The sequence below is a fragment of the Serratia sp. 22278 genome (genome assembly GCF_052045405.1).
Lineage (GTDB): Bacteria > Pseudomonadota > Gammaproteobacteria > Enterobacterales > Enterobacteriaceae > Serratia > Serratia marcescens.
Window position 1 is genome coordinate 97,495 of the sequence record NZ_JBQEOW010000011.1, and the last position, 21,499, is coordinate 118,993.

20 protein-coding genes, 3 tRNA genes, 2 pseudogenes and 1 riboswitch are annotated in these 21,499 nt (G+C 60.8%); of the genes and pseudogenes, 10 read left to right on the top strand and 15 right to left on the bottom strand.

Features of this window, described 5'->3' with window-relative positions; genetic code table 11:
* Window positions 1-67: 67 nt before the first annotated feature.
* The 3 genes from ACTJJ6_RS18780 to ACTJJ6_RS18790 all read right to left on the bottom strand — a co-directional run bounded on the left by ACTJJ6_RS18780 (window position 68) and on the right by ACTJJ6_RS18790 (window position 2,570).
* Window positions 68-538: a MarR family winged helix-turn-helix transcriptional regulator gene (locus ACTJJ6_RS18780; RefSeq protein ID WP_151254653.1), complete on the bottom strand. Its 471-nt coding sequence runs from the start codon at window positions 536-538 to the stop codon at window positions 68-70.
* Window positions 528-2,015 carry a UbiD family decarboxylase gene (locus ACTJJ6_RS18785; RefSeq protein WP_440803317.1) on the bottom strand — a complete coding sequence of 496 codons (1,488 nt, stop codon included), beginning with the start codon at window positions 2,013-2,015 and terminating at the stop codon, window positions 528-530. The genes ACTJJ6_RS18780 and ACTJJ6_RS18785 overlap by 11 nt, the downstream gene beginning before the upstream one ends.
* A 465-nt stretch (window positions 2,016-2,480) precedes the next feature.
* Window positions 2,481-2,570: transfer RNA gene (locus ACTJJ6_RS18790), tRNA-Ser, on the bottom strand.
* Between the two features lie 92 nt (window positions 2,571-2,662).
* Here ACTJJ6_RS18790 and mtfA point away from each other — a divergent pair.
* Window positions 2,663-3,463 carry a DgsA anti-repressor MtfA gene (mtfA, locus tag ACTJJ6_RS18795; RefSeq protein ID WP_048795162.1) on the top strand — a complete coding sequence of 267 codons (801 nt, stop codon included), beginning with the start codon at window positions 2,663-2,665 and terminating at the stop codon, window positions 3,461-3,463.
* A gap of 99 nt (window positions 3,464-3,562) precedes the next feature.
* Window positions 3,563-3,638, top strand: a tRNA-Asn gene (locus ACTJJ6_RS18800).
* Between the two features lie 54 nt (window positions 3,639-3,692).
* Here the strand turns inward: ACTJJ6_RS18800 and gap are convergent.
* The 4 genes from gap to ACTJJ6_RS18820 form a co-directional block, all read right to left on the bottom strand.
* The gene (gene gap / locus ACTJJ6_RS18805; RefSeq protein ID WP_261104769.1) at window positions 3,693-4,703 is read right to left on the bottom strand and encodes a type I glyceraldehyde-3-phosphate dehydrogenase; all 1,011 of its coding nucleotides are present in this window, start codon (window positions 4,701-4,703) and stop codon (window positions 3,693-3,695) included.
* 78 nt (window positions 4,704-4,781) lie between these two features.
* Window positions 4,782-5,756 (bottom strand): GlxA family transcriptional regulator, encoded by a 975-nt coding sequence (locus ACTJJ6_RS18810; RefSeq protein WP_028128346.1) that lies wholly within the window; start codon window positions 5,754-5,756, stop codon window positions 4,782-4,784.
* Window positions 5,757-5,882: 126 nt separating this feature from the next.
* Window positions 5,883-6,617, bottom strand: coding sequence for an SDR family NAD(P)-dependent oxidoreductase (locus ACTJJ6_RS18815; protein ID WP_397609186.1), 735 nt, complete (start codon window positions 6,615-6,617; stop codon window positions 5,883-5,885).
* Between the two features lie 13 nt (window positions 6,618-6,630).
* Window positions 6,631-7,653, bottom strand: a complete 1,023-nt coding sequence (locus ACTJJ6_RS18820) for an LLM class flavin-dependent oxidoreductase (RefSeq protein ID WP_234212951.1) — start codon at window positions 7,651-7,653, stop codon at window positions 6,631-6,633.
* Between the two features lie 149 nt (window positions 7,654-7,802).
* Window positions 7,803-7,905: riboswitch (TPP riboswitch) on the top strand.
* Between the two features lie 62 nt (window positions 7,906-7,967).
* Between ACTJJ6_RS18820 and ACTJJ6_RS18825 the strand changes: the two genes are divergently transcribed.
* Genes ACTJJ6_RS18825 through ACTJJ6_RS18840 form a run of 4 tightly spaced genes read left to right on the top strand, consistent with a single transcriptional unit; the run spans window position 7,968 to window position 11,123 of the window.
* A complete protein-coding gene (locus ACTJJ6_RS18825; protein ID WP_274872182.1) occupies window positions 7,968-8,651 on the top strand; it encodes a TenA family protein in 684 nt (227 codons plus the stop codon).
* On the top strand, window positions 8,648-9,388 hold the full coding sequence (locus ACTJJ6_RS18830; protein ID WP_440803321.1) for an ABC transporter ATP-binding protein: 741 nt from the start codon (window positions 8,648-8,650) through the stop codon (window positions 9,386-9,388). Before ACTJJ6_RS18825 ends, ACTJJ6_RS18830 begins: the two co-directional genes overlap by 4 nt.
* Window positions 9,385-10,152, top strand: a complete 768-nt coding sequence (locus ACTJJ6_RS18835; protein WP_049299639.1) for an ABC transporter permease — start codon at window positions 9,385-9,387, stop codon at window positions 10,150-10,152. Before ACTJJ6_RS18830 ends, ACTJJ6_RS18835 begins: the two co-directional genes overlap by 4 nt.
* A 35-nt stretch (window positions 10,153-10,187) precedes the next feature.
* Complete coding sequence (locus ACTJJ6_RS18840; protein WP_440803323.1) at window positions 10,188-11,123, top strand: ABC transporter substrate-binding protein; 936 nt, start codon at window positions 10,188-10,190, stop codon at window positions 11,121-11,123.
* Here the strand turns inward: ACTJJ6_RS18840 and ACTJJ6_RS18845 are convergent, their stop codons facing one another.
* Complete coding sequence (locus ACTJJ6_RS18845) at window positions 11,124-11,864, bottom strand: transporter substrate-binding domain-containing protein (protein ID WP_440803324.1); 741 nt, start codon at window positions 11,862-11,864, stop codon at window positions 11,124-11,126. It lies immediately after the preceding gene.
* 284 nt (window positions 11,865-12,148) lie between these two features.
* On the opposite strand from ACTJJ6_RS18845, the gene opgB reads away from it, so the two are divergent.
* Together opgB and ACTJJ6_RS18855 are read left to right on the top strand one after the other, a co-directional pair.
* A complete protein-coding gene (gene opgB, locus ACTJJ6_RS18850) occupies window positions 12,149-14,452 on the top strand; it encodes a phosphatidylglycerol--membrane-oligosaccharide glycerophosphotransferase (protein ID WP_440803325.1) in 2,304 nt (767 codons plus the stop codon).
* Window positions 14,453-14,589: 137 nt separating this feature from the next.
* Window positions 14,590-16,053 carry an AMP nucleosidase gene (locus ACTJJ6_RS18855; RefSeq protein WP_015378406.1) on the top strand — a complete coding sequence of 488 codons (1,464 nt, stop codon included), beginning with the start codon at window positions 14,590-14,592 and terminating at the stop codon, window positions 16,051-16,053.
* 36 nt (window positions 16,054-16,089) lie between these two features.
* Here the strand turns inward: ACTJJ6_RS18855 and nac are convergent, their stop codons facing one another.
* Together nac and ACTJJ6_RS18865 are read right to left on the bottom strand one after the other, a co-directional pair.
* Window positions 16,090-17,013, bottom strand: coding sequence for a nitrogen assimilation transcriptional regulator NAC (gene nac / locus ACTJJ6_RS18860; protein WP_016927119.1), 924 nt, complete (start codon window positions 17,011-17,013; stop codon window positions 16,090-16,092).
* Between the two features lie 51 nt (window positions 17,014-17,064).
* Window positions 17,065-17,289, bottom strand: coding sequence for a hypothetical protein (locus ACTJJ6_RS18865; protein WP_126186879.1), 225 nt, complete (start codon window positions 17,287-17,289; stop codon window positions 17,065-17,067).
* 62 nt (window positions 17,290-17,351) lie between these two features.
* On the opposite strand from ACTJJ6_RS18865, the gene ACTJJ6_RS18870 reads away from it, so the two are divergent.
* A tRNA-Asn gene (locus tag ACTJJ6_RS18870) sits at window positions 17,352-17,427 on the top strand.
* 62 nt (window positions 17,428-17,489) lie between these two features.
* On the opposite strand, the pseudogene ACTJJ6_RS18875 reads toward ACTJJ6_RS18870, so the two are convergent.
* From ACTJJ6_RS18875 to ACTJJ6_RS18885, 3 genes and pseudogenes are all read right to left on the bottom strand, one after another.
* Window positions 17,490-17,710 (bottom strand): annotated as a pseudogene (locus tag ACTJJ6_RS18875) (MFS transporter TsgA); the annotation flags it as partial.
* A gap of 81 nt (window positions 17,711-17,791) precedes the next feature.
* A pseudogene (locus ACTJJ6_RS18880) lies at window positions 17,792-18,373 on the bottom strand (transposase); the annotation flags it as partial.
* Between the two features lie 225 nt (window positions 18,374-18,598).
* Window positions 18,599-19,330, bottom strand: a complete 732-nt coding sequence (locus ACTJJ6_RS18885; protein ID WP_143778281.1) for a hypothetical protein — start codon at window positions 19,328-19,330, stop codon at window positions 18,599-18,601.
* A 242-nt stretch (window positions 19,331-19,572) separates the two neighbouring features.
* On the opposite strand from ACTJJ6_RS18885, the gene ACTJJ6_RS18890 reads away from it, so the two are divergent.
* Window positions 19,573-20,436 carry a hypothetical protein gene (locus ACTJJ6_RS18890; protein ID WP_228009718.1) on the top strand — a complete coding sequence of 288 codons (864 nt, stop codon included), beginning with the start codon at window positions 19,573-19,575 and terminating at the stop codon, window positions 20,434-20,436.
* An 85-nt stretch (window positions 20,437-20,521) separates the two neighbouring features.
* On the opposite strand, the gene ACTJJ6_RS18895 is transcribed toward ACTJJ6_RS18890, so the two are convergent.
* A complete protein-coding gene (locus ACTJJ6_RS18895) occupies window positions 20,522-20,962 on the bottom strand; it encodes a DMT family transporter (RefSeq protein WP_044030891.1) in 441 nt (146 codons plus the stop codon).
* A gap of 17 nt (window positions 20,963-20,979) precedes the next feature.
* Window positions 20,980-21,498 carry a GNAT family N-acetyltransferase gene (locus ACTJJ6_RS18900; RefSeq protein WP_151254650.1) on the bottom strand — a complete coding sequence of 173 codons (519 nt, stop codon included), beginning with the start codon at window positions 21,496-21,498 and terminating at the stop codon, window positions 20,980-20,982.
* Window position 21,499 lies beyond the last annotated feature (1 nt).

The window sequence follows — 21,499 nt, forward strand, 5'->3', positions numbered from 1 at the left end:
CGGGCAACAGTACAACACCGCGATGAGGTCACTCGGGAAATACGGCGCTGGCTTTCGCCGGAACGGACTACGCGGTCTCGATGAACAGCATCATGCGCCGCAGTGCGTCATCCAGGGCACTGAGCCCGGCATCATCCAGACAGGCCATCAGCTGTGCGTCATAATCCGCCACCCATTGCCTCGCCTGGTCAAAAATGGGACGAGACGCCGGCATGACGCGCAGATATACCGCGCGCTTATCTTCCGGATCGGGGAAGCGCGCGACCCACCCCCGATTAACCAGTTGGGTGATCGTACGGCCTAGCGCGGTGCGATCGGTCTGCGAATGCGCTATCACCTCGCTCATGGCCACGTCGCCCGGAAAACTGTAGAGAATGCGCAACGCGCGCCACTCATGGAGGCTGAGTCCTTGCAAATCGAGTAACGCAGACAGCCGTTTTTCGCGGTGACGCACCACCTCCGTCATCCTGTAAAGCGCACCATTGGGCAATCCCATTCCCCGTCGGCCGCTATGCCTGTCTTTTTTTTCAGAACCCATACTGTTTCCAATTAGCCTCGACTTTTGCCCTGACCTGTTCAGGATAAGAGTGCCTGTAAGAGGCGGTACCCGCACGTGTTACGCCGCTGAACTGCTCGGGGAACAGGCAGTTGATGATGACTTTGCCGCCGCTGCCGCGCGCCTTGTCTTCTTCCGTCAGGTACGGCACCATCGGGAACTCACGTACGTCCGGGAAAATAAAATGATCGCGCGCGGGATGTGAGCGCGTGGCCAACGCCCAAACCACCTGATCGATATCGACAATATCAATGTCATTGCCGACCAGGATCAGTTTGGGGATCAGGTAGCCCGCATGCGAGCCGAAGACCACCTCCGCCACCTTGCCGGCAAAATCCGCCGCGGTGGTATTCATTCCGGCCAGTTTTTCGATATCGACGGAGACCACCGCCCAGCAGGTCGCCGCCTCATAGGAACACCAGACAAAGTCAACGGGCAAGGCCGCGCTCTGCAGGGTTTCCAGCAGCTGAGCTGATATCATGGTGCCCCAGATCGTATGATTTTCTTCCGGCGGCGTGCCGGCGACGCAAATCGGCAAAATGGGGTCATCGCGAAACGTTACCGCACGCACATGGAACACCGGCTGTTCATGGCCTTGCTGGTGTTGATAGCCGTGATACTCCCCCATCGGCCCTTCCAGCGCCGTCTCCGTCAGGCTGATTTCACCTTCCAGCACAATTTCCGCATTGGCCGGCACCCAGAGATCGTGGGTTTCCGCTTGGGTGAGCGTGACGCTTTTACCGAGCAGCGCGCCGACATAGTCAGGCTCACTGACGCCGGCCGGCAACGGCATCCCTGCGACCGCCACCGCGGCAGGCGGCGCCCCGAGCACCATCGCCCACGGCGTAGGTTTCCCTTCTCGGCGCCACATTTCACGGATCATGCCGATGTGCTGGGTGGGGATTGCCGGGCCGGTGAGACGATTGCGATCGAGCATCATGAGTCTGCCGACGCCCCAGCTATGCCACTTTCCGTCCGGGGATTGCACGACATGGAACCCGTAGGTGCCGAAATAGCGCCCGCCATCCCGTTCATGCAACAGCGGCACCGGGAAACGTTTCAGATCAACCTCGTCACCACGCCAAATATTCTCTTTCACCGGGCCGGTCGAGCAATAATCCGGCGCAAACGGCTCCGCCTTCACCGCCCGGCGAATCGCCGCCACAATATCCCGCGGGGAGCTTTCTGGCGGCAGCCCAAAATGGAGGGCGAGGCGAGAATAGGCATGTTCCGCAGAAGCGAGCATGCCGGCCGGCGCGCCGAGGATGCGGGCTCCCGGCATCGCGCCCGCCACATGATGAAATAGCGGAGCCGAAAGCCGTTGCTCATAGACCCGGCGGCAGACAGCCGCTATCTCCAGGTCGGCGGAAACTGCCTGATGCACGTCGACCAAATCGTTTCGGCGACGCAATTCCTCAATGAAGTGACGAAAATCCAGTGCGCAATCGAGCAAACTCATGGCAAGTCCTCCGGTTTCCAGGCGTTCAGTCCCTGCTCTTCCCATCGTTTCAGGGAATAGACTGACATTTATGTGCATGTGCACACATATTAGTGCACGGAAAATCGCGTGTAAATACACGCTATCCTGGAGACGTTGGGCATGTTGTCAGTCTGGCAAACTCTTCAAGGAATAGCGGACTCGGGCCATGCACGCCCCTGCCGGCAGACATTATCGCCGTGACGGTTTCACACCTTCAGCATGATCGGCATAGCACTGGGCTTGCCGCAAGCGCCGCGCCGGGTTCAAGCACAACATGGCTCACAAAATGAAGAACATAATCGCAAAATGCTATTCGTTGATATTGCACGGGTTATAATGCGGAAAAGGATCTCTGCCAACGCAAACCGGTTTCAGATCGAACGGTTTACAAGCATTAGCGAAAGAAAAGGATTTTGATTCGATGGGGAACAACGAGGGGTAAAGTGGCGGAGAGAGGGGGATTTGAACCCCCGGTAGAGTTGCCCCTACTCCAGTTTTCGAGACTGGTCCGTTCAGCCGCTCCGGCATCTCTCCTGACAACGCTTGCTATCATGCCCGCTTTTGCGGCATTTTTACAGCATTAGCATACCGCTGAACGTTCAAGTGACGACTTTACGAGCAACCTGATGATTAAATGGCCGTGGAAAGCGACTCAACCCTCTCAACCCCAGGCAGACATCGAGGCCCAGTGGCAGGACGCGCTGGCGATCCCGCTGCTCTCGCCGCTGAATGAGCAGGAGCGGCAGCGGCTGGTGGCCGTCGCCGGGCAGATCTTGCAGCAAAAGCGCATCGTGCCGCTGCAGGGGCTGCAGCTCACCTCGCAAATGCAGGCGCGCATCGCCCTGCTGTTCGCCTTGCCGGTGCTGGAACTCGGCGCGGAGTGTCTCGACGGCTTCAACGAAATTCTGCTCTACCCCACCCCGTTCGTGGTGGAAGACGAATGGCAGGACGAGATCGGTCTGGTGCACTCGGGGCCGGTGGTGCAGTCGGGCCAAAGCTGGGAACAGGGGCCGATCGTGCTCAACTGGCAAGACGTGCAGGACTCTTTCGACCTTTCCGGTTTCAATCTGGTGATCCACGAAGCGGTGCACAAGCTGGATATGCGCAACGGCGGCGTCGCCACCGGCGTGCCGCCGATCCCGCTGCGCGAGGTGGCCGCCTGGGAACATGATCTGCACGCCGCGATGGAAAGCCTGCAGGACGAGATCGACATGGTCGGCGAAGAGGCCGCCAGCATGGATGCCTACGCCGCCACCGATGCGGCCGAGTGCTTCGCCGTGCTGTCGGAGTATTTCTTCAGCGCTCCCGAACTGCTGGCCGAACGCTTCCCGGCGCTGTATCAGCACTTTTGCCGCTTCTACCGCCAGGATCCGCTGGCGCGCCTGCTGCGCGGCCAGGCGGAAAACGACGCGCAATGGGCGGATTGACGAGCTTATTGCTCAGATACCGAGCAGTCGCACCGCCCGGGGAAATTTAGCGTTGACACACCCGGGGCCGCTGGATATCATGCGCCCCGTTCACACGATTCCTCTGTAGTTCAGTCGGTAGAACGGCGGACTGTTAATCCGTATGTCACTGGTTCGAGTCCAGTCAGAGGAGCCATATTTAGAGAAGCCCGCTTAAGGAAACTTAAGCGGGCTTTTTGCTGTCGGGCGTTTACAGCCCGCGTTGTTCCATCAGCAGCGCCAGATCGACCAAGCGGTTGGAGAAGCCCCACTCGTTGTCATACCAGGCGAGCACTTTCACCAGGTTACCGCCGATCACCAGCGTGGACAGGCCGTCGATGATCGACGAACGCGCATCGCCCCGATAGTCGCTCGACACCAGCGGTTCATCGCTGTACCCCAGGATCCCTTTCAGCGGGCCGGACGCCGCCGCCGCGCGGAAAGCGGCGTTGATCTCCTCCACCGTCGCCGGGCGTTTCAGCGTCACCGTCAGATCGACGATGGAAACCACCGGCACCGGCACCCGCAGCGAATAACCGGTCAGGCGGCCGTCCAGTTCGGGGATCACCTTGCCGAGCGCCTTGGCCGCGCCGCTGGAGTAAGGCACGATCGATTCCGCCGCCGCCCGCGCGCCGCGCAGATCTTTTTCCGGCTGATCGTGCAGCGCCTGGCTGTTAGTATAGGCATGCGTGGTATTCATCAACCCGTATTCGATGCCGAACGCCTGATGCAATACCTGCGCGGCGGGCGCCAGCCCGTTGGTGGTGCAGCTGCCGTTGCTGACCACCTTATGCAGAGCCGGATCGTAGAGGTGATCGTTAACCCCCATCACCAGCGTGATGTCGTCATTCTTAGCCGGCGCCGAGATAATCACCCGCTTGGCGCCGCCGTGCGTGATGTGCACTTCCGCCTTGGCCTTGTCGGTAAAGAAGCCCGTCGCTTCGATCACCACGTCAACGCCCGCGTTGCGCCAGGGGATCTCGGCGGGATCGCGCTGCGAAAACACCTGAATCGGCCGGCCGTCCAGCAGCAGCTGGTTGTCGCCGGCTTCCACCCTGGCCGCCAGCGTGCCGGAAAGCGTGTCGTATTTCAGCAGGTGCGCCAGCGTCTTGCTGTCCGTCAGATCGTTGATCGCCACCACTTCAAAATCGCTGCGCCCCAGCGCCGCGCGCAGCACGTTGCGCCCGATCCTGCCGAAGCCGTTAATGCCTACTCTCACCATGATGCACTCCTCGTTTTTGGGCTTTGCCTAAAATCTAGCGCCGACCAGAAACGGCGTAAATGACGTTTACCAATCAATTTACGCCAAATTGCGCGCATGAAAGCGCTCGCGGTATTCGCTCGGGGTCAATTGCAGTTTGCGTTCAAACACCCGCCGCAGGTTAAGGCCGTTGCCGAAGCCGGTGGCTAAGGCAATCTGCTCGATGCCTTCCGCGCTCTGTTCGAGGCGCTGCCTGGCGGTATGCAACCGCCCCTCTTCGACGAATTTGGCGGGAGAAATGCCCGTCTCGCGGGTGAACACCCGGGTAAAGTTGCGCGGGCTCATCGCCACGCGCTCGGCCAACCGATCGACGCTGAGATCGTCGGCGAGGTTTTCCAGGATCCAGGATTGCAGGTCACGGATCGGCCCCGGCGATTTGGCCTGGTTGAGCGGATAGCGGCTGAACTGCGCCTGCCCGCCGGGGCGACGCAGAAACATCACCAGATCCTGCGCCACTTCGCGCGCCTGCACGAAGCCGTAATCATCCTCCACCAGCGCCAGCGTCAGATCGAAGCCGGAGCTGACGCCGCCGGAGGTCCAGATCGGCCCGTCCTGCACGTAGATTGGGCCGTTTTCGACCTGCACTCGCGGGAAGCGCGCCTGCAGCGTCTCCGCCAGCCGCCAGTGGGTGGTCGCCCGCCGCCCGTCCAGCAACCCAGCTTCGGCCAGCAGCAGAGCCCCGCCGCAAACCGAAGCGATACGGCGCGCCTGCGGCGCCGCGCGACGCAGCCAATCGGCGACCAGGGCGCCCTCTTCTTCGGTCGCCCCCTTGCCGGCGACGATCACGGTATCGCGCGGCTGGGCCGGATCGAGATCCGCCAGGCGATGATCGGCCAACAGGCTCAGCCCGGACAGGCCGTGCACCACCCGGTGAGATTGCGTGGTGGCGACCGCGATCTGATACAGCGGCGTCTCGGCAGGGCTCAGGCGATTAGCCTGCATCAGGATATCGGCGATGCCCGCCGCTTCGAACAGCATGCCCCCTTCAGGGACGATAATCAGGAATGAGTGCATGGCGATAATATAAATAACAATCAAAACAGGCCAGGCGACCACTGTATAAGAAAAGCCCCGTCGGTTCACCCTGCGGGCATAAAAAAGCCCGCCGATAATCACCGGCGGGCCAGGAAGGAACGGCCATCAAGCCTGCGGCAGGTGCGCCCCGCCGGCGCGCGCCAATTGCGCCAACAGCGCCGTTTGAAACGCCTCATCGTGCACCGCCGCGTGAGGTTCAAGCCGCTGCTGGTGGTGCCAATAGCCGCCGGACGCCAGGGCCTGCGGTTCATCGCTGGTCACCAACCACGCCTGCGTCACATGCCCCAGCGCCAGATCGTCGGGCGCGTCCGCGCCGCCCATTTTGGTCGGCACCCAACCGGGATCGACCGCGCTGCTGATCACGTCAGGCCACAGGCGCGCCACGGCGGCGGCCAGCGCGGTGACGAACAGCTTGCTGTCCGAATAAGAACCGGCAGCGCCGCCAAGCCAATCCACGCCGTTCAGTTCCGCCATGCCGTCAAAATGCATGCTGCTGCTCAGGTAGACGACACGCTTGGGGCGTTCGATCAGGGCCGTCAGCAGGTAGGGCGCCATGACGTTCACCGGCATCACCTGCGGCCCGGTAAACATGCCGGCATTGTGGATCACCGCGTCCGGGCGGCCGAGGCGATTGACCTGCTCGGCAAGCTGCCGGATCTGCTGCACATCGGACAGATCGCCGATCGCCGCCTGCGCGCCCCGATCCAGCAAATCGCGCACCGCGGCCAAACGGCCAGGCTCACGCGCATGCAGGATCACCTGATGCCCTTCGTCCAACAGCGTTTGCGCGGCGGCGCGGCCCAGCCCGTCAACCGAGCCGGTAATGAAAATGCGTGACATGCCACTCCTCCGTTTAGCGCCAGCCGAGCGCCGGCGCGACATGGGTTAAAATCGATTCGATGACGTGCGCGTTGTAATCCACGCCCAGTTGGTTAGGCACGGTCAGCAGCAAGGTATCCGCTTCGGCGATGGCCTCGTCCTGCGCCAGCTGCTTGATCAACACGTCCGGCTCGGCGGCATAGCTGCGGCCGAAAATCGCTCGGGTCTGCGCGTCGATATACCCCAGCTGATCGCCCTCCTTGCCGCCGCCGCCGAAGTAGTTGCGATCCCGCTGATCCACCAGCGCGAAGATGCTGCGGCTCACGGAAACCCGCGGCTCGCGCGCATGGCCCGCCTCTTGCCAGGCCGCGCGATAGGCGCGGATCTGCTTGGCCTGCTGGATGTGGAAGGGCTCGCCGGTCTCGTCGTTCTTGAGCGTCGAGCTTTGCAGATGCATGCCCAGCTTCGCCGCCCAGACAGCGGTGGCGTTCGAACCGGCGCCCCACCAGATGCGATCGCGCAGCCCGGCGGAAAACGGCTCCGGCCGCAGCAGCCCTGGCGGATTCGGGAACATCGGCTGCGGATTGGGTTCGGCGAACCCTTCACCGCGCAGCGCTTCCAGGAACACTTCGGTATGGCGGCGGGCCATGTCCGCGTCGGTCTCGCCGTCGGCCGGGGCATAGCCGAAATAGCGCCAGCCGTCGATCACCTGCTCCGGCGAACCGCGGCTGATGCCGAGCTGCAGCCGCCCGCCGGCGATCAGATCCGCCGCGCCGGCGTCCTCCACCATGTACAGCGGGTTTTCATAACGCATGTCGATCACGCCGGTGCCGATCTCGATGCGTTGGGTTTTGGCGCCAATGGCGGCCAACAGCGGGAACGGCGATCCCAGCTGGCGCGCGAAGTGGTGCACGCGAAAATAGGCGCCGTCCGCCCCCAGATCTTCGGCGGCGACCGCCAGATCGATGGACTGCAGCAGCGCATCCGCTGCGGAACGGGTGCCGGACTGGGCGGAAGGCGACCAGTGGCCAAACGAGAGAAAACCAATTTTTTTCATCGGGCATCATCCTCAGAGGCAAAACATGGGCCTACAGTGACAAAAACCGCGCGCTCTGCGCCAGCAAAATCGCCCCCGATCGCACTAAACGAACCGATTGCCGCCGCGCCGCCCGGCGATTGTAATCAAAAAACAAATGTCGTATAACAAGCAGCTCCGAGGGGTGTCCTGTTACGGGCTGAGATGGCGCAAGCCGAACCCTTTGAACCTGATCTGGGTCATGCCAGCGAAGGGACGGTTAGGCAACAACGCGATCACCCGTTGCCTGTTCATACCCCAGCGTGCCCGGATCTCCACTGACTCAAGGAGGTCCCATGTCCATCACTACCCTGTTCGAAAGCGGTCTTTACGGCCGGCTGCGCCACCATGCCGGCAGCCACTGGCAAGATTACGTCGATCATCCGTTTCTGCAGCAGCTGGCCGCCGGCACCTTGCCTGAACGCGCTTTTCGCCGCTACCTGACCCAGGACTATCTGTTTCTGCTGCACTTCGCCCGCGCCTACGCGCTGCTGGTCAGCAAGCTGCACACCCTGCCGGAGATGCGCGCCGCCACCGCCTCGCTCAACGGCATCGTCGCCGAACTGCCGCTGCACGTGGCCTACTGCGCCGAATGGGGGTTGAACGAAGCGCAGATCGCCGCCCAGCCGGAAGCGGCGGAAACCATGAACTACACCCGTTACGTGCTGGATATCGGCCATGCCGGCGACGCCCTCGATCTGCTGGCCGGCCTGCTGCCCTGCGTGGCCGGCTATGCCGAAATCGGCCTGCGGCTGCTGCACGATCCCGCCACTCAGATGGAGGGCAATCCTTACGCCTCCTGGATCCGCAACTACGGCGACGAGGGCTATCTGGCCGGCGTGCGCGCCGCCATCGAACTGCTGGAAACCGTTGGTCAGCAGCGCGGCGCACAGGGCCGCTTCACCGAGCTGGCGCAGATTTTCACCACCGCCACCCAGCTGGAGTCGGCATTTTGGCAAATGGGGCTGAACGCCTCATGACCTCCCCGCGTCTCCCGCCTGGCATCCAGGTGCGGGATCTCAGCCTGCATTTCGGTCAGCAAATCGTCTTCGACCGGCTGAGCTTCGACATCGCCGGCGGCAGCTTCGTCGCCCTGCTCGGCGCCAGCGGCGCCGGCAAAACCAGCCTGCTGAAGATCATCGCCGGCCTGGCGCAGGCCAGTTCGGGTACGGTGATCGGCAGCGACGGTTTGCCGATCGCCGGGCGCATCGCCTACATGGGGCAAAAAGACCTGCTCTACCCGTGGCTGACCGTCGAAGAGAACGTCGCCCTCGGCTCGCGGCTGCGCGGCGAGACGCCGGACCGGGCGTGGGTGGCGCATCTGCTGGAGCGCGTAGGCCTGGCCGCGCATGGCCACAGCCTGCCCGCCGCGCTGTCCGGCGGCATGCGCCAGCGCGCCGCCATCGCCCGCACGCTCTACGAACGCCAGCCGATCGTACTGATGGACGAACCCTTTTCCGCGCTGGACGCCATCACCCGCGCCGAGATCCAGAGCCTGGCCGCCGAGCTGCTGGCGCAAAATACCGTGCTGTTGATCACCCACGATCCGATGGAAGCCTGCCGCCTGAGCCACCGGTTGCTGGTGCTGTCTCCCTGGCCGCTGGGCCTCGACGATACTCACCGCATCAGCGGGCTACCGCCACGCGCGCCGGATGACGCCGGCCTGCTGAAAAGCCAGGCCGAGCTGCTGCAGCAACTGGTGAGGGCGGCGCAATGAATATCGCCAAAGAGCGTGGACTCACCCGCCTGCGGCGCGGGCTGACGGTGTTTGCCGGCCTGCTGCTGCTGTGGTGGCTGGCGGCGCAAAGCGGCATTCCGGCCTTTCTGCTGCCCACGCCGGGCGCGGTGGCGCAGGCGCTGTGGGACGGGCGCGGCTATCTCGCCTGGCACACGCTGGTCACCGCTTCGGAGATCGTCAGCGGGCTGGTGCTCGGCGTGCTGCTCGGCGCGGCGCTGGCGCTGTGCATGATTTTCTCGCCGCGCCTGCAACGCTGGCTGATGCCGCTGGTGCTCACCAGCCAGGCGATACCGGTGTTCGCCCTGGCCCCGCTGCTGGTGCTGTGGTTCGGCTTCGGCATGAGCGCCAAGGTGGCGATGGCGGTGCTGGTGATTTTCTTCCCGGTGGTGTCGGCCTTTTTCGACGGGCTGCGCCGGGTCAACAACGACTATCTCGATCTGGCGCGCACGATGCGCGCTTCGCGCTGGGCGCAGCTGCGGCACGTGCGGCTGATGGCGGCGCTGCCGGCCTTCGGCTCCGGCCTGCGCATGGCCGCCGCGGTCGCGCCGATCGGCGCCATCATCGGCGAATGGGTCGGCTCGGCCGAAGGGCTGGGCTACGTGATGCTGAACGCCAACGCGCGCATGCAGACCGACGTCTGCTTCGCCGCGCTGTTTATTTTGGTGCTGATGACCGTGCTGCTGTGGGCCGCGGTGGATGCGCTGCTGCGGCGCCTGATCGCCTGGGCGCCGGAAAACGACTGATGATTGCAACCATAACCAGGGATAAAGGAACGACCATGATCAAACAAACCGTTTGCGGGCTGCTGCTGGGCGCCGCCATCACCGGCCAGGCCGGCGCGGCCGAAAAGCTGACGCTGGTGCTCGACTGGTACATCAACCCGGATCACGCGCCGATTATGGTGGCCGAGCAGATCGGCGCCTTCAAGGCCGCAGGGCTGGACGTCAAGATCGTGCCGCCGTCCGATCCGGCGCTGCCGCCGCGGCTGGTGGCCGCCAAACAGGCCGACCTTGCCATCACCTATCAACCGCAGCTGCATTTCTTCGCCGATCAGGGCCTGCCGCTGATGCGCGTCGGCACGCTGATCAACACGCCGTTGAATACGGTGATCGCGCTGGATAAAAACATCACGTCGCCGGCAGATCTCAAGGGCAAAACGGTGGGTTACTCGGTCAGCGGCATCGAACAGGCGACGCTGGCCACCATGGTCGAACACGAACACCTCAAGCCGCAGGACATCAAGCTCATCAACGTCAACTTCCAGCTGACCAGCGCCCTGCTGGCGGGCCAGGTCGATGCGGTGATCGGCGGCTACCGCAACATCGAAGCGCTGGAGCTGAAGCTGCAGGGTAAAGAACCGGTGGTGTTCAACGTCGAAGATTACGGCGTGCCGGCCTATGACGAGCTGATCATCGTCGCCAACCGCGATGCGGTGAACGAGCCGAAAATCCGCAAGTTCCTCGCCGCGTTGCAGCAAGGCAGCGACTACCTGCATGCGCACCCGCAGGACACCTGGCTGGCATTCGCCAAGGCGCACCCGGAGCTGAATACCGAGCTGAACAAACAGGCGTGGCAAGCCAGCCTGCCGCTGTTCGCGCGCGATCCGGCCAGGCTGGATCGCGCCCGCTACCAGGCTTACGAACAGTTCCTGTTCGACAACAAGCTGATCAAGAAAATCACCCCGGTGGAACAGTACGCGGTGGAGCTCGACTGATCATGCCGAGGCGGCCGGCGGCGCCACCGTCACCTCGCCCTGGCCACTGCGCTGCAAGGCCGCCTTCACCAACCCGTTGGCCTTGCAGCGTTCGATAAACGCGTTCACGTAGGCGGCGCCCTGCGTTTTTTGCCGCGGCACCGCCATCGCCTGGCGGATAGCGGTAAAATGCCCGTCCAGCACCCGGTAGCCGGGATGGGCGGCCGCGGCGGCCAACAGCGGTTGACGCACGCCGGCCGCCGCCTCCAGCCCCCGTTCGAAAAACAGCGCGATCGCCTCGGCGGAGGTTGCCGCCCGCACCAGCTGCGCCTGCTGCAGCGTGCGCGATAAAAACAGATCGTACGCCGCCCCCTGGCCGACCGCGATGCGCACCTCCGGCCGGTCGAGCTGCTCCACCTCAAAGTAAGGCGCGTCGTTCGCCACCAGGTAAGTCCCCTCGATGATCACGTAGGGTTCGCTGAAAGCGATTTGCGCCGCGCGCACCGGCTCGATAGCCATAAACGCCAGGTTCCAGGCGCCGCTGTCCAGGTCGGCGAACACCTTGCCCGCCGCGTCATAGGTGACCAGTTCGAGCGCCACGCCCAGTTCGCGAGCCAACGCGGCGGCCAGCTCCACCGAAGCGCCTTGCGGTTTACCGCCGGCCCCGGCCTGCGCCAGCACCGGATTGCCGTAGTTGATCGCCGCGCGCAACACGCCTTGCGGGGCCAGATCGTCGAGTACCGCTGCGGGGATTGTCTGCATACTTCCTCCTGAATGGCTGATGGGCGCACCGTCCGGCGCTCATTAAGCGTAGAGCGAAACCTCCGACCAGCAAGCTTTCGCCGCCGCGGCCGCCGTCGGCGTGATTAACGTCACACTATTGTCATAAAAATGTACAATAGCCGCCGTTCGTCGGCCGTAGCGGGAGATCGCGCGTTGTTCCGCCGCCGGCAATAGGCTATACCCTTCACTTTTCGCGCCGCGGCACGGTCGGCGGCGCAGACCAGGGCAGCAACGTTTTTTTCCAATCAGACAAGGTTTGGCGGATGGTTTTAGCAGTCGTTTCGTTTGTTCTCTTTTTGGCGTCGATTTTGATTTATCGCACCCGGGCCGCCGCCAACCGCTGGTGGTTCGCCATTTTGCTGACGCTGCTCGGCAGCTATCTGGTGCTGAACGTCATCCTGATCGCCAGCAACTACTTTACCGGCGACGGCATCACCGATGCGGTGATCTACACCGTCACCAGCAGCCTCAAAGGCGCGGGCATCAGCAAATACGTGCTGCCGTTCATCGGCCTGCTGGCGGCGTTGGGGCTTATCTTCGCGGTGCTGGCCCGCAGCCTGCTGCGCCGCAAAGCCAAAGGCAGCAGCGTGGCCTACAGCCTCGTCGCCGTGCTGCTGGCGCTGTTTTCGGTCGGCACCACCCCGGCATTTCAGGACATCTCGCTGCTGGTCAAAAGCCAGATCGTCGGCGATACCGCCGATTTCACCACCTACTACAAAGCGCCGAAAAAAACCGTACAGGGCAAGCGGCCGAACCTGGTGTACATCTATGCCGAGAGCCTGGAACGCACCTACTTCGATACCGAGCTGTTTCCCGGCCTGACCGACGAGCTGAACGCCCTGCGCGCGGACAGCATCGATTTCAGCAATACCCAGCAATTGCCGGGCACCGGCTACACCATCGCCGGCATGGTCGCCTCACAGTGCGGCATTCCGCTGTTCGCGCCCTTCGACGGCAACGCCTCCAGCGCGGTCTCCACCTTCTACCCGGAGAACGTCTGCCTGGGCGACGTGCTGAAGGCCGCCGGCTACAGCAACTATTTCTATCAGGGCGCCGAGCTGGCGTTCGCCGGTAAAGACACCTTCCTGAAATCCCACGGCTTCGACCACGTTTACGGCTTCAAAGAGCTGCGCGATCAGGTCGCCGATCCGAGCTACAAAAACGACTGGGGCTGGTACGACGACAGCGTGCTGGACGTGGTGTACGGCAAGTTCGTCGAGCTGTCCAAACAGCGCCAGCCGTTCTCGCTGTTCACCCTGACCGTCGATACCCATCACCCGGACGGTTTTATCTCCGCCGGCTGCAGCAAGAAAAGCTACGCCTGGCAGAACAAGGAAAACCGCTCGCTGAGCGCGGTAGCCTGCAGCCAGCAACACATCGCCGCGCTGATCGACAAAATCAAACGCTCGCCCTATTTCAGCAACACCGTGATCGTGGTGTCCTCCGATCATCTGGCGATGAACAACACCGCCTACGACATCCTGACCAAACAGAAGCGCCGCAATCTGTTCTTCATCATCGACGGCACCCGGCCGCTGGCGGAACAGCGCAACGAGAAACGCAGCACGCTGGACAACGGCGCCACGGTGCTGGACGTGATGGGCGGCGACAACTACATCGGCCTTGGCCGCAGCAGCCTGTCGGCGCCGTCGCTGTCTACGGTGTTCCTGAATATCGAAGAGAAGATCAATGGCTGGAAACCGGCGGTGATCAACCAGTGGGGCCTGCCGAACCGCATCAGCGACTACAGCGTGGATACGCGCCAGCGCAGCTTCAGCTTCTCCGGCGTCACCTACAAGGTGCCGTTCATCCTGCGGGTGGGCGATAACCGCATCGAACCGATGTTCAACGTCTACCTCTCCACCCCGCTGCGCAAACAGCTGGCCGGACTGGGGGCGGGGGAGAAATTCGTCTGGGTCGATAAATGCTACGAGATCGGCCGGGTCTGGGCGCCGCAGCTGGCGCTGAGCACCGACATCTGCGTGGCCTCCGGCACCCTCGCCTCGCCGCCGCAGATCGCGCAGGCCAGCGGCGAACGCTTCAACGGCAAGGTGAACTTCACCGGCCCGGCGGCGGACAGCGTCGCCGATTACCAAAACGCCGTCGCCCGCCTGCAGGTGGACGACGCGGCGGTGAAATACCGGGCGGACGCCATCGAGTTCATGCTGCCCGGCATGCCGGAACAGGTGAAGGCCATCACCGGCGTCTCCGCCGTCGAGGAATGGGGCCGCTGGTCCGACGCCAATCTGGCGCCGGCGGTCGACATCGATTACGTCGACCCGCTGCCGAAAAGCTTCGATCTGGTGCTGCGCGCCCGCGCCTACGGCAACAACGTCGGCGAACCGATTTCGGTGCGCGTCGGCGACGAAGAGCGCTTTGTGTCGCTCGGCGAACAGGACAGCACCGTCACCCTGCGCTTCGATAACCCGCGCGGCGCGCAGAAGATCAGCATTACCCCGCCGGCGCCGACCGAGCCGAAAGAGAACGCCAGCGGCGGCTTCACGCCGAAGAAGCTGGGCATCGGCCTGGTGTCGCTGAAGGTCGAAGCGGCCGCTCCCGCCTCCTGATCTCTCCGCCTTCACGGGCGCGGTAATTTCTTTGCCGCGCCCGTCATTTCAACCAAGCTTTTACGCCCTTCTTCGGCTAACCTGTGACGGTGAAACGCCGCCAATCCCGCCAGAGCCGGGACATCGAAGGAGAAAGTATGAGCTATGCCCCACCTCGCAGCGGCCTCAGCGCCGATCAGGCACTCGATCAACTGGAAGCCCTGTATGACGCCGCGGTAGACGCGCTGCGGCAGGCGGTCAGTGACTTTATCAGCCACGGCACCCTGCCGGATGCGCAAGCGCGCGCCGCCGGACTGTTCGTGTATCCCGAACTGCGCGTCAGCTGGGACGGGCAGCAATCCGGCCCGAGCAAAACCCGCGCCTTCGGCCGCTTTACCCATCCCGGCAGCTACAGCACCACCGTGACCCGGCCGCAGCTGTTCCGCCACTATCTGGCCGAACAGCTGGCGATGCTGGAACACGACTACGCCGCCCATATCGAAGTGGCGCCGTCGCAGCAGGAGATCCCGTTCCCTTATGTCATCGACGGCTCCAGCCTGGCGCTCGATCGTTCAATGAGCGCCGGCATCGCGCAGCATTTCCCCACCACCGAGCTGGCGCAGATCGGTGACGAGACCGCCGACGGCCTGTACCACGCCACCGACAACCATTTCCCGCTGTCGCATTTCGATGCGCTGCGCGCGGATTTCTCGCTGGCGCGTCTGCGACACTACACCGGCACGCCGGTGGAGCATTTCCAGCCGTTCGTGCTGTTCACCAACTACACCCGCTATGTGGATGAGTTCGTGCGCTGGGCCTGCGCCCAGATCGCCGATCCGGCCAGCCCGTACATCGCGCTCTCCAGCGCCGGCGGCACCTACATCACGCCGGAAACCAGCGCGCCCGAGCAAGCGGTGTCCGATCTGGCGTGGAAAAACCACCAGATGCCGGCCTATCACCTGATCTCGCGCACCGGCCAGGGCATCACGCTGATCAACATCGGCGTCGGCCCGTCCAACGCCAAAACCATCTGCGATCACCTGGCGGTGCTGCGCCCGAGCGCCTGGCTGATGATCGGCCACTGCGGCGGCCTGCGTGAAAGCCAGAAGATCGGCGATTACGTGCTGGCCCATGCCTATCTGCGCGACGATCACGTGCTGGATGCGGTGCTGCCGCCGGATATCCCGATCCCGAGCATCGCCGAGGTGCAGCGCGCCCTGTACGACGCCACCAAGATGGTCAGCGGCATGCCCGGCGAAGAGGTTAAACAGCGTTTGCGCACCGGCACCGTGGTCACCACCGACGACCGCAACTGGGAGCTGCGCTACTCCGCTTCGGCGCGCCGCTTCAATCTCAGCCGCGCGGTGGCGGTCGACATGGAGAGCGCCACCATCGCCGCTCAGGGTTATCGCTTCCGGGTGCCGTACGGCACGCTGCTGTGCGTCTCCGACAAACCGCTGCACGGCGAGATCAAACTGCCGGGCCAGGCCAACCGCTTCTACGAAGGGGCGATCTCCGAACACCTGCAGATCGGCATCTGCGCCATCGATTTGTTGCGCGCCGAGGGCGATCGTCTGCACTCGCGCAAGCTGCGCACCTTCAACGAACCGCCGTTCCGGTAACGGTGCTCAGGCCCGCTGCGGCGGGCCGTTTTTTCCTCAACGCACCAGCGCCAACGCGCGCTTCTCCTGGCTGCGGCCGCCGGCGATCGACAGCAACAGGTCTTTCACCAGCAGAGCCGGGGCGGACAGCGCCTGTTGGCTCGACATGCACAGTGACAGCGGCACCGACATCGTCGGCGCATTGATGCGCGCCATCCAGGCCTTGGCCGGGCCGATCATCGCGCGCGCTACCGATTCCGGCAGCACGGTCGCCCCTAACCCGCTGGCGATCGCGGCGCTCAGCGCGCCCGAGGATTCGATCTCCCCCACCACGTTGGCAGCCAGCTTGCGCAGCGCCATCGCCTCCTCCAGCTGGTTGCGCACCGCATCGCCCTCGCGCGGCAGGAACAGGTTCAGCCGCGCCACGTCCAGCAGCTCGACGCTGTTGCCGGGATGCGGCACCGCGCGCGTCGCCACCAGATAAAGATCTTCCCGCATCAATGCGATGGCGTGCAGCCCGGCGGGCATTTTGGCGCCGTAGACCATCGCCATGTCCAGCGTCTGGTTAGCCACCTGCCCGGCCAACGCCGCGCCGCCGTTTTCATGCAGGCTGAGCAGGATGCCCGGCTGCTGATCGCGCAGGGTCTGCAACAGCGGCAGCGCCAGCTGCGCCGCGGTGCTGCCCGACGCCAGCCCGAGCGACACCTGACCGCTCATCGCCTGTCCGGCGCTGTTGACCGCGCTCTGCGCCTGCTCGCACTGGCGCAGAATGGTCTGCGCGTGGGCATACAGAATGTTGCCGGCCTCGGTCGGCTGCACCCCGCGCTTGGTGCGGATCAGCAGCTGTTGCTTCAGCTCTCCTTCCAGCGTCGCCAACTGCTGGCTGAGCGCCGGTTGGGCGATGTGCAACACCTCCGCCGCCTGGGTCAGGCTGCCGATATCGACGATTTTCACGAAGTACTTCAGACGTCTGAAATTCATAGTGCCTCCAGCGAGCCGCTAAATTGAGAATGCCGAAATCCGGTCATGCAATCACAGCAAGATCCAGGCCAGAGTCGGTAAACGGCCGTGGAAGCGGGGTACAAGGCGGTAAATGGCCGTTCGCCGGGCGGCGCGCGCCACCGCGCAGGGCAACCGTTGCACCATCGGCAGGCAACGGCGCCGATCAACGGGCAATTCGGCGACGCTGCGCGCGGGATAAGCGACAAAAGCGAGAAAAAGCAGCAGGTTGGGCAATCTTGCAGCAAACGAACGCATCGGACGTCTTCACGCTTTACAAGCCGCAACCGCCCCGCTATTATTCGCCCCGTTCACACGATTCCTCTGTAGTTCAGTCGGTAGAACGGCGGACTGTTAATCCGTATGTCACTGGTTCGAGTCCAGTCAGAGGAGCCATATTTAGAGAAGCCCGCTCAGGGAAACCCGAGCGGGCTTTTTGCTATTCGGCACGGCGCGAGTCAGATATTTTCGGCGTTGCCGCCGTGCAAGTGGTGCCGAGTGCAGAACCCCAGGGCAAAGCAGAGAATAAAGACCAAAAAATACAGCACATCCGCCATAACCAGCGCCGCATGTACGCCTAAGTGGTCACAAATGGCCCGGTGACCACAAAGGTCAACATGGTGCCGACTGTTCCACAGGTCAGAATGAAATTCACCAGCTTGGGTGAGGAAACCCTCGTTTCGCACTGGGATATCACTCCCCGAGAGAATACCGGCGCCTGCGGGCATTGTTAACTTAAGATACAAAAGCTGTTTGGAGATAGCGGGTCAAGATCACCTTCTGTATTAATGCCCAGAGCGAGGAATACGGCTCTGTTAATCACGCTGCCAGCCTGACGAACCCTCACCACGATACAGCCAAGATAAACCATGAGATACAGTGCTTCAAGAGGCCCGTTTTACCACTTTGTCACCTGTTCTTTAACTGCATCGGTGACTTTAGATATCAGCGTGGGAGACACGTCCGTATCGTACATTTCCTTGAACGTGGCGACGATTTCGCGGGTGGTCATGCCTTTGGCATAGAGGGACCAAATCTGGATGTCCATCTGCTTAATACGCGTCTGGTGACTGAGGTTCAAAGGTATTTTCACAGTCACGCGGGGTGTTCAACTCGCTCTCGCCGTCATCACTCAGCAGCGTTTTTAACGAGTAGCCATTGCGGGTATTTGAGCTTTTTGGGGCGCGTTTTTCTCGTGTCCGAGGTGCTCGCTCAGTTCTGCATTGAGCGCCGTTTCGACGGTAAGCTTCGTCAGCATCCGGAAAAACTGGTTGAGGTCGGCTTCGGTTTTAAGGCCTTTGGCCAGTTCAGCAGCCAGTGCTTTGAGTTTATTTTCATCCATAATTTGCCTGTCTCCGTTGTGGGAATGAACATATCAAAAACAGGTAGATACACAATTTAAATTACAGCCTCTATTCGTACGACTTTGGCCGAGAAATTCTACGGCGACCGAGTGGCATTATATTTCACCCTCTTGCCTCACGCTTATATCCATATAGTTTACATGGTTATATTATCGTATAGCACATATAAACCTCCTCCCTTTAATACTATATCCTTTAAGCATTCAAATATAGCCAATAAATGGATGAACTCGCTTTTGTCTGACGGGATGAACATAGCTTAAATATGAATTACCCGGTGTAGCCTCCACCGTTAAAGATGTACATAACCCTTTAACTGTCTCAAGCGTAATTTGCCATAGAAATATTGATCTCATATTAGATATCCGAGTAATTTCCATTGATGCAACGACAAAGGGGTCTTTCGATTTTTTTTGGTATGTAGACACCCAGCGATTAAGCCTTGTGTTTTTCAACTCGTCACTCAAAAGATCGTAGTCGAACGTAACATAGTATTCAGTTGGATAAGCATCCGAAAGCCCGTCACACATAAACATCTGAACAATATTATATGCATAGCCATTGATCCGACTCGTTGCGTGTTTTCTCCATATTGGAATTTGCCTGCTAAGACTCCAGTCTTTTTCAATAAAACTAGCTAAATAAATAATCTTATTAGCAGACTGGAAATCAAGAATACCTTTATTGTTGTTCGTGATCCACGACTTAAGGCCATAAGGTCGTGGATAGGGGCAGCCGTTTTCCTGTAAAAATTCGTGACCTGATTCAGGGTGTAAAAGAGGTGGAATTGGTGATTGCCACATTGAGCGCCAGAGCAGCGTAGAAAAATTCAGAGGTGTCAGCTCAGCACGAGCAATGACTCTGCCAGCAACAGCACGGAGATGTTGTGCACTATATACTGCTAGAAGTTGATAACGTGGGTCAGATGTCAGCATAGCATAAATATCCATCACTACAGTCGTATAGTTAGATAATAGTACATGCTCTAAAATTACAATACCATAGTATATATTGTGTAACGTAACGACAGGCACAGATTTATAAACGCTCTGGCCTGTTTTCCGTTATCTTTGCAAAAACAGATGGCCTGTTGGCCAGGCTGACAAAAGTTGCGACATATGGCAATACGTAGATATAATCATACCACATCAATGTGCTATGACATGGAGTGTTCACTTTGAAAAAGTCAATGTTGTTCTGTTTGCCACTTATTTATTCATGCAATGTATATGCAAATAAAAACCTCTGCTCTGAAAAAACCTCAGCCAACAACGCCTTTAACAATGCCATCTTGGCTCAAGAGTGGTCAGCTAAGAAAACGCCTAAAAAAATCAGCATGCGTATAACCAGCAAGGATGACTATATCTCGGCTGATTCCCAGTTAGAATTTGATGACTGCGGTACCCTGCTGCATTCACGCGCTAAAAAAACCGTCAGGTCACAAATTAACAAGAGTACTTTAGTGATCCAGTTCAGCAGCACGCTTGATAAAAACCATAACAACTGGGATTACAGCTCAACATTTAACATGTTTATGATTGAGAATGGCAATGCCCGCCATGAGCTGATGGCGCAAGAAATCAGCGGCACCGTGCTCACCGATGAAGGTGGCCGAATCGTCCGATCGGAAGAGGCATCCGACCTGCTTATCAAGCAAAAGCACCAGTCAAGCAAGGCGGTAACAATATTTTTAGCCGATGACGCCGGGAGGTTGTCCGAGGCAAAACGCATTAGTACGCTGGGCAATGACAGTGGCAACACCGTTTATAGTCATGACGCTAAAAACCGTTTAATAAGAACACTATCAGGTACAACCACCGGAGATTTTACTTATGATAACGACGATAGAGAGTTAACCAGCAAAGAAGTGATGAAGTCCTTCACCACAGAAACGACCACAACTACCTGTAAAAGCTGGGATAAGTTTGGAAGATGCATTAATGCTCAGCAAAACATTTCAATTTTAATTAAAGACATGAAGAAAAACCGGGATAACGTCTACAACCACGTTGCAGAAATAAAGTATGACTATGTTTACTAGATTGTTATAGGGGGAATAGTTTCCCCCTATAACATGCGGCGTAGCTCAAGACGCAGAAACTTACCGGCGATAGAAAGCCGTTCCCTCAAAAGCTGCGTTTCGCCACCAGATAGGCGCCCGCCACCAGCAGCAGAGCGCCGAACAGCGCCGGCAGATTCTCGCGCAGCGCCGCCGGGCCGGCGCGGTAGACGTCCGCCAACAGCCCCATGCACAGCTGGCTGGCGACCAGGATCGAGATGGTGGCCGCCGCGCCCAGTTTTTGGTAGCCCAGGATGCCGGCGAACACGAACAGCGATCCCAGCAGCCCCGGCAACAGCATCCACCACCTGGCGGCGCCGGTCACTTCCGCCACCGCGCCGAGGCCGTTTTTGGCCAGCAGCAACCCCACCAGCAACAACAAACCGACGCTGGAGTTGATCACCAGCGTAATGAGGATGGTCGAAACGCTTTCGGTAATGCGCACCATCAGCAGATTCTGCACCACCAGCCCCATCCCGGCCGCGATCAGCAGTAACAGCATATTCATCGCCCTGTCTCCCGGGATCAGCGCGCGGGCGGCGTCGCCCGTTCGTCGAGTGTCAGCTGCAGGAACGTCAGATCCAGCCATTGGCCGAATTTGGCGCCCACCTGTTCCATGCGCCCCACCTCGCGGAACCCCAGCGCCAGATGCAGCTCAATCGAGGCCTGATTGCCGGATTCGATGCCGGCCACCATCACGTGCTTGCCGATTTCCCGCGCCCGTGCGATCAGCGCCAGCAGCAACGTCTTGCCAATCCCTGCGCCGCGATGCGCCTGATGAACATACACCGAATGTTCCACGGTATGGCGATAGCCATCCCAGGCGCGCCAGTCGCCGAACGACGCATAGCCGATCGCCTCGTCCGCGGCGTTCACCGCCACCAGCACCGGGTAGCCCGCCGCCTGGCGTTCGCCGATCCACGCCGCACGGTTGGCCGTATCCACGGTTTGTTCATTCCAGATGGCGGTGCTGTTCAACACCGCGTCGTTATAGATAGCGGCAATCGCCGCGCTATCGTTGAGCGTCGCATTTCGTATAATCATG

Coding starts and splice junctions, on each gene's coding strand:
- ACTJJ6_RS18840 (WP_440803323.1), top strand. CDS start 10,188: ATGATCAAACAAACCGTTTGCGGGCTGCTGCTGGGCGCCGCCATCACC.
- ACTJJ6_RS18825 (WP_274872182.1), top strand. CDS start 7,968: ATGTCCATCACTACCCTGTTCGAAAGCGGTCTTTACGGCCGGCTGCGC.
- ACTJJ6_RS18895 (WP_044030891.1), bottom strand. CDS start 20,962: ATGAATATGCTGTTACTGCTGATCGCGGCCGGGATGGGGCTGGTGGTG.
- ACTJJ6_RS18855 (WP_015378406.1), top strand. CDS start 14,590: ATGAGCTATGCCCCACCTCGCAGCGGCCTCAGCGCCGATCAGGCACTC.
- mtfA (WP_048795162.1), top strand. CDS start 2,663: ATGATTAAATGGCCGTGGAAAGCGACTCAACCCTCTCAACCCCAGGCA.
- ACTJJ6_RS18885 (WP_143778281.1), bottom strand. CDS start 19,330: ATGCTGACATCTGACCCACGTTATCAACTTCTAGCAGTATATAGTGCA.
- ACTJJ6_RS18830 (WP_440803321.1), top strand. CDS start 8,648: ATGACCTCCCCGCGTCTCCCGCCTGGCATCCAGGTGCGGGATCTCAGC.
- ACTJJ6_RS18815 (WP_397609186.1), bottom strand. CDS start 6,617: ATGTCACGCATTTTCATTACCGGCTCGGTTGACGGGCTGGGCCGCGCC.
- ACTJJ6_RS18780 (WP_151254653.1), bottom strand. CDS start 538: ATGGGTTCTGAAAAAAAAGACAGGCATAGCGGCCGACGGGGAATGGGA.
- ACTJJ6_RS18785 (WP_440803317.1), bottom strand. CDS start 2,015: ATGAGTTTGCTCGATTGCGCACTGGATTTTCGTCACTTCATTGAGGAA.
- ACTJJ6_RS18845 (WP_440803324.1), bottom strand. CDS start 11,864: ATGCAGACAATCCCCGCAGCGGTACTCGACGATCTGGCCCCGCAAGGC.
- ACTJJ6_RS18810 (WP_028128346.1), bottom strand. CDS start 5,756: ATGCACTCATTCCTGATTATCGTCCCTGAAGGGGGCATGCTGTTCGAA.
- nac (WP_016927119.1), bottom strand. CDS start 17,013: ATGAATTTCAGACGTCTGAAGTACTTCGTGAAAATCGTCGATATCGGC.
- ACTJJ6_RS18820 (WP_234212951.1), bottom strand. CDS start 7,653: ATGAAAAAAATTGGTTTTCTCTCGTTTGGCCACTGGTCGCCTTCCGCC.
- opgB (WP_440803325.1), top strand. CDS start 12,149: ATGGTTTTAGCAGTCGTTTCGTTTGTTCTCTTTTTGGCGTCGATTTTG.
- gap (WP_261104769.1), bottom strand. CDS start 4,703: ATGGTGAGAGTAGGCATTAACGGCTTCGGCAGGATCGGGCGCAACGTG.
- ACTJJ6_RS18835 (WP_049299639.1), top strand. CDS start 9,385: ATGAATATCGCCAAAGAGCGTGGACTCACCCGCCTGCGGCGCGGGCTG.
- ACTJJ6_RS18900 (WP_151254650.1), bottom strand. CDS start 21,498: ATGATTATACGAAATGCGACGCTCAACGATAGCGCGGCGATTGCCGCT.
- ACTJJ6_RS18865 (WP_126186879.1), bottom strand. CDS start 17,289: ATGCGTTCGTTTGCTGCAAGATTGCCCAACCTGCTGCTTTTTCTCGCT.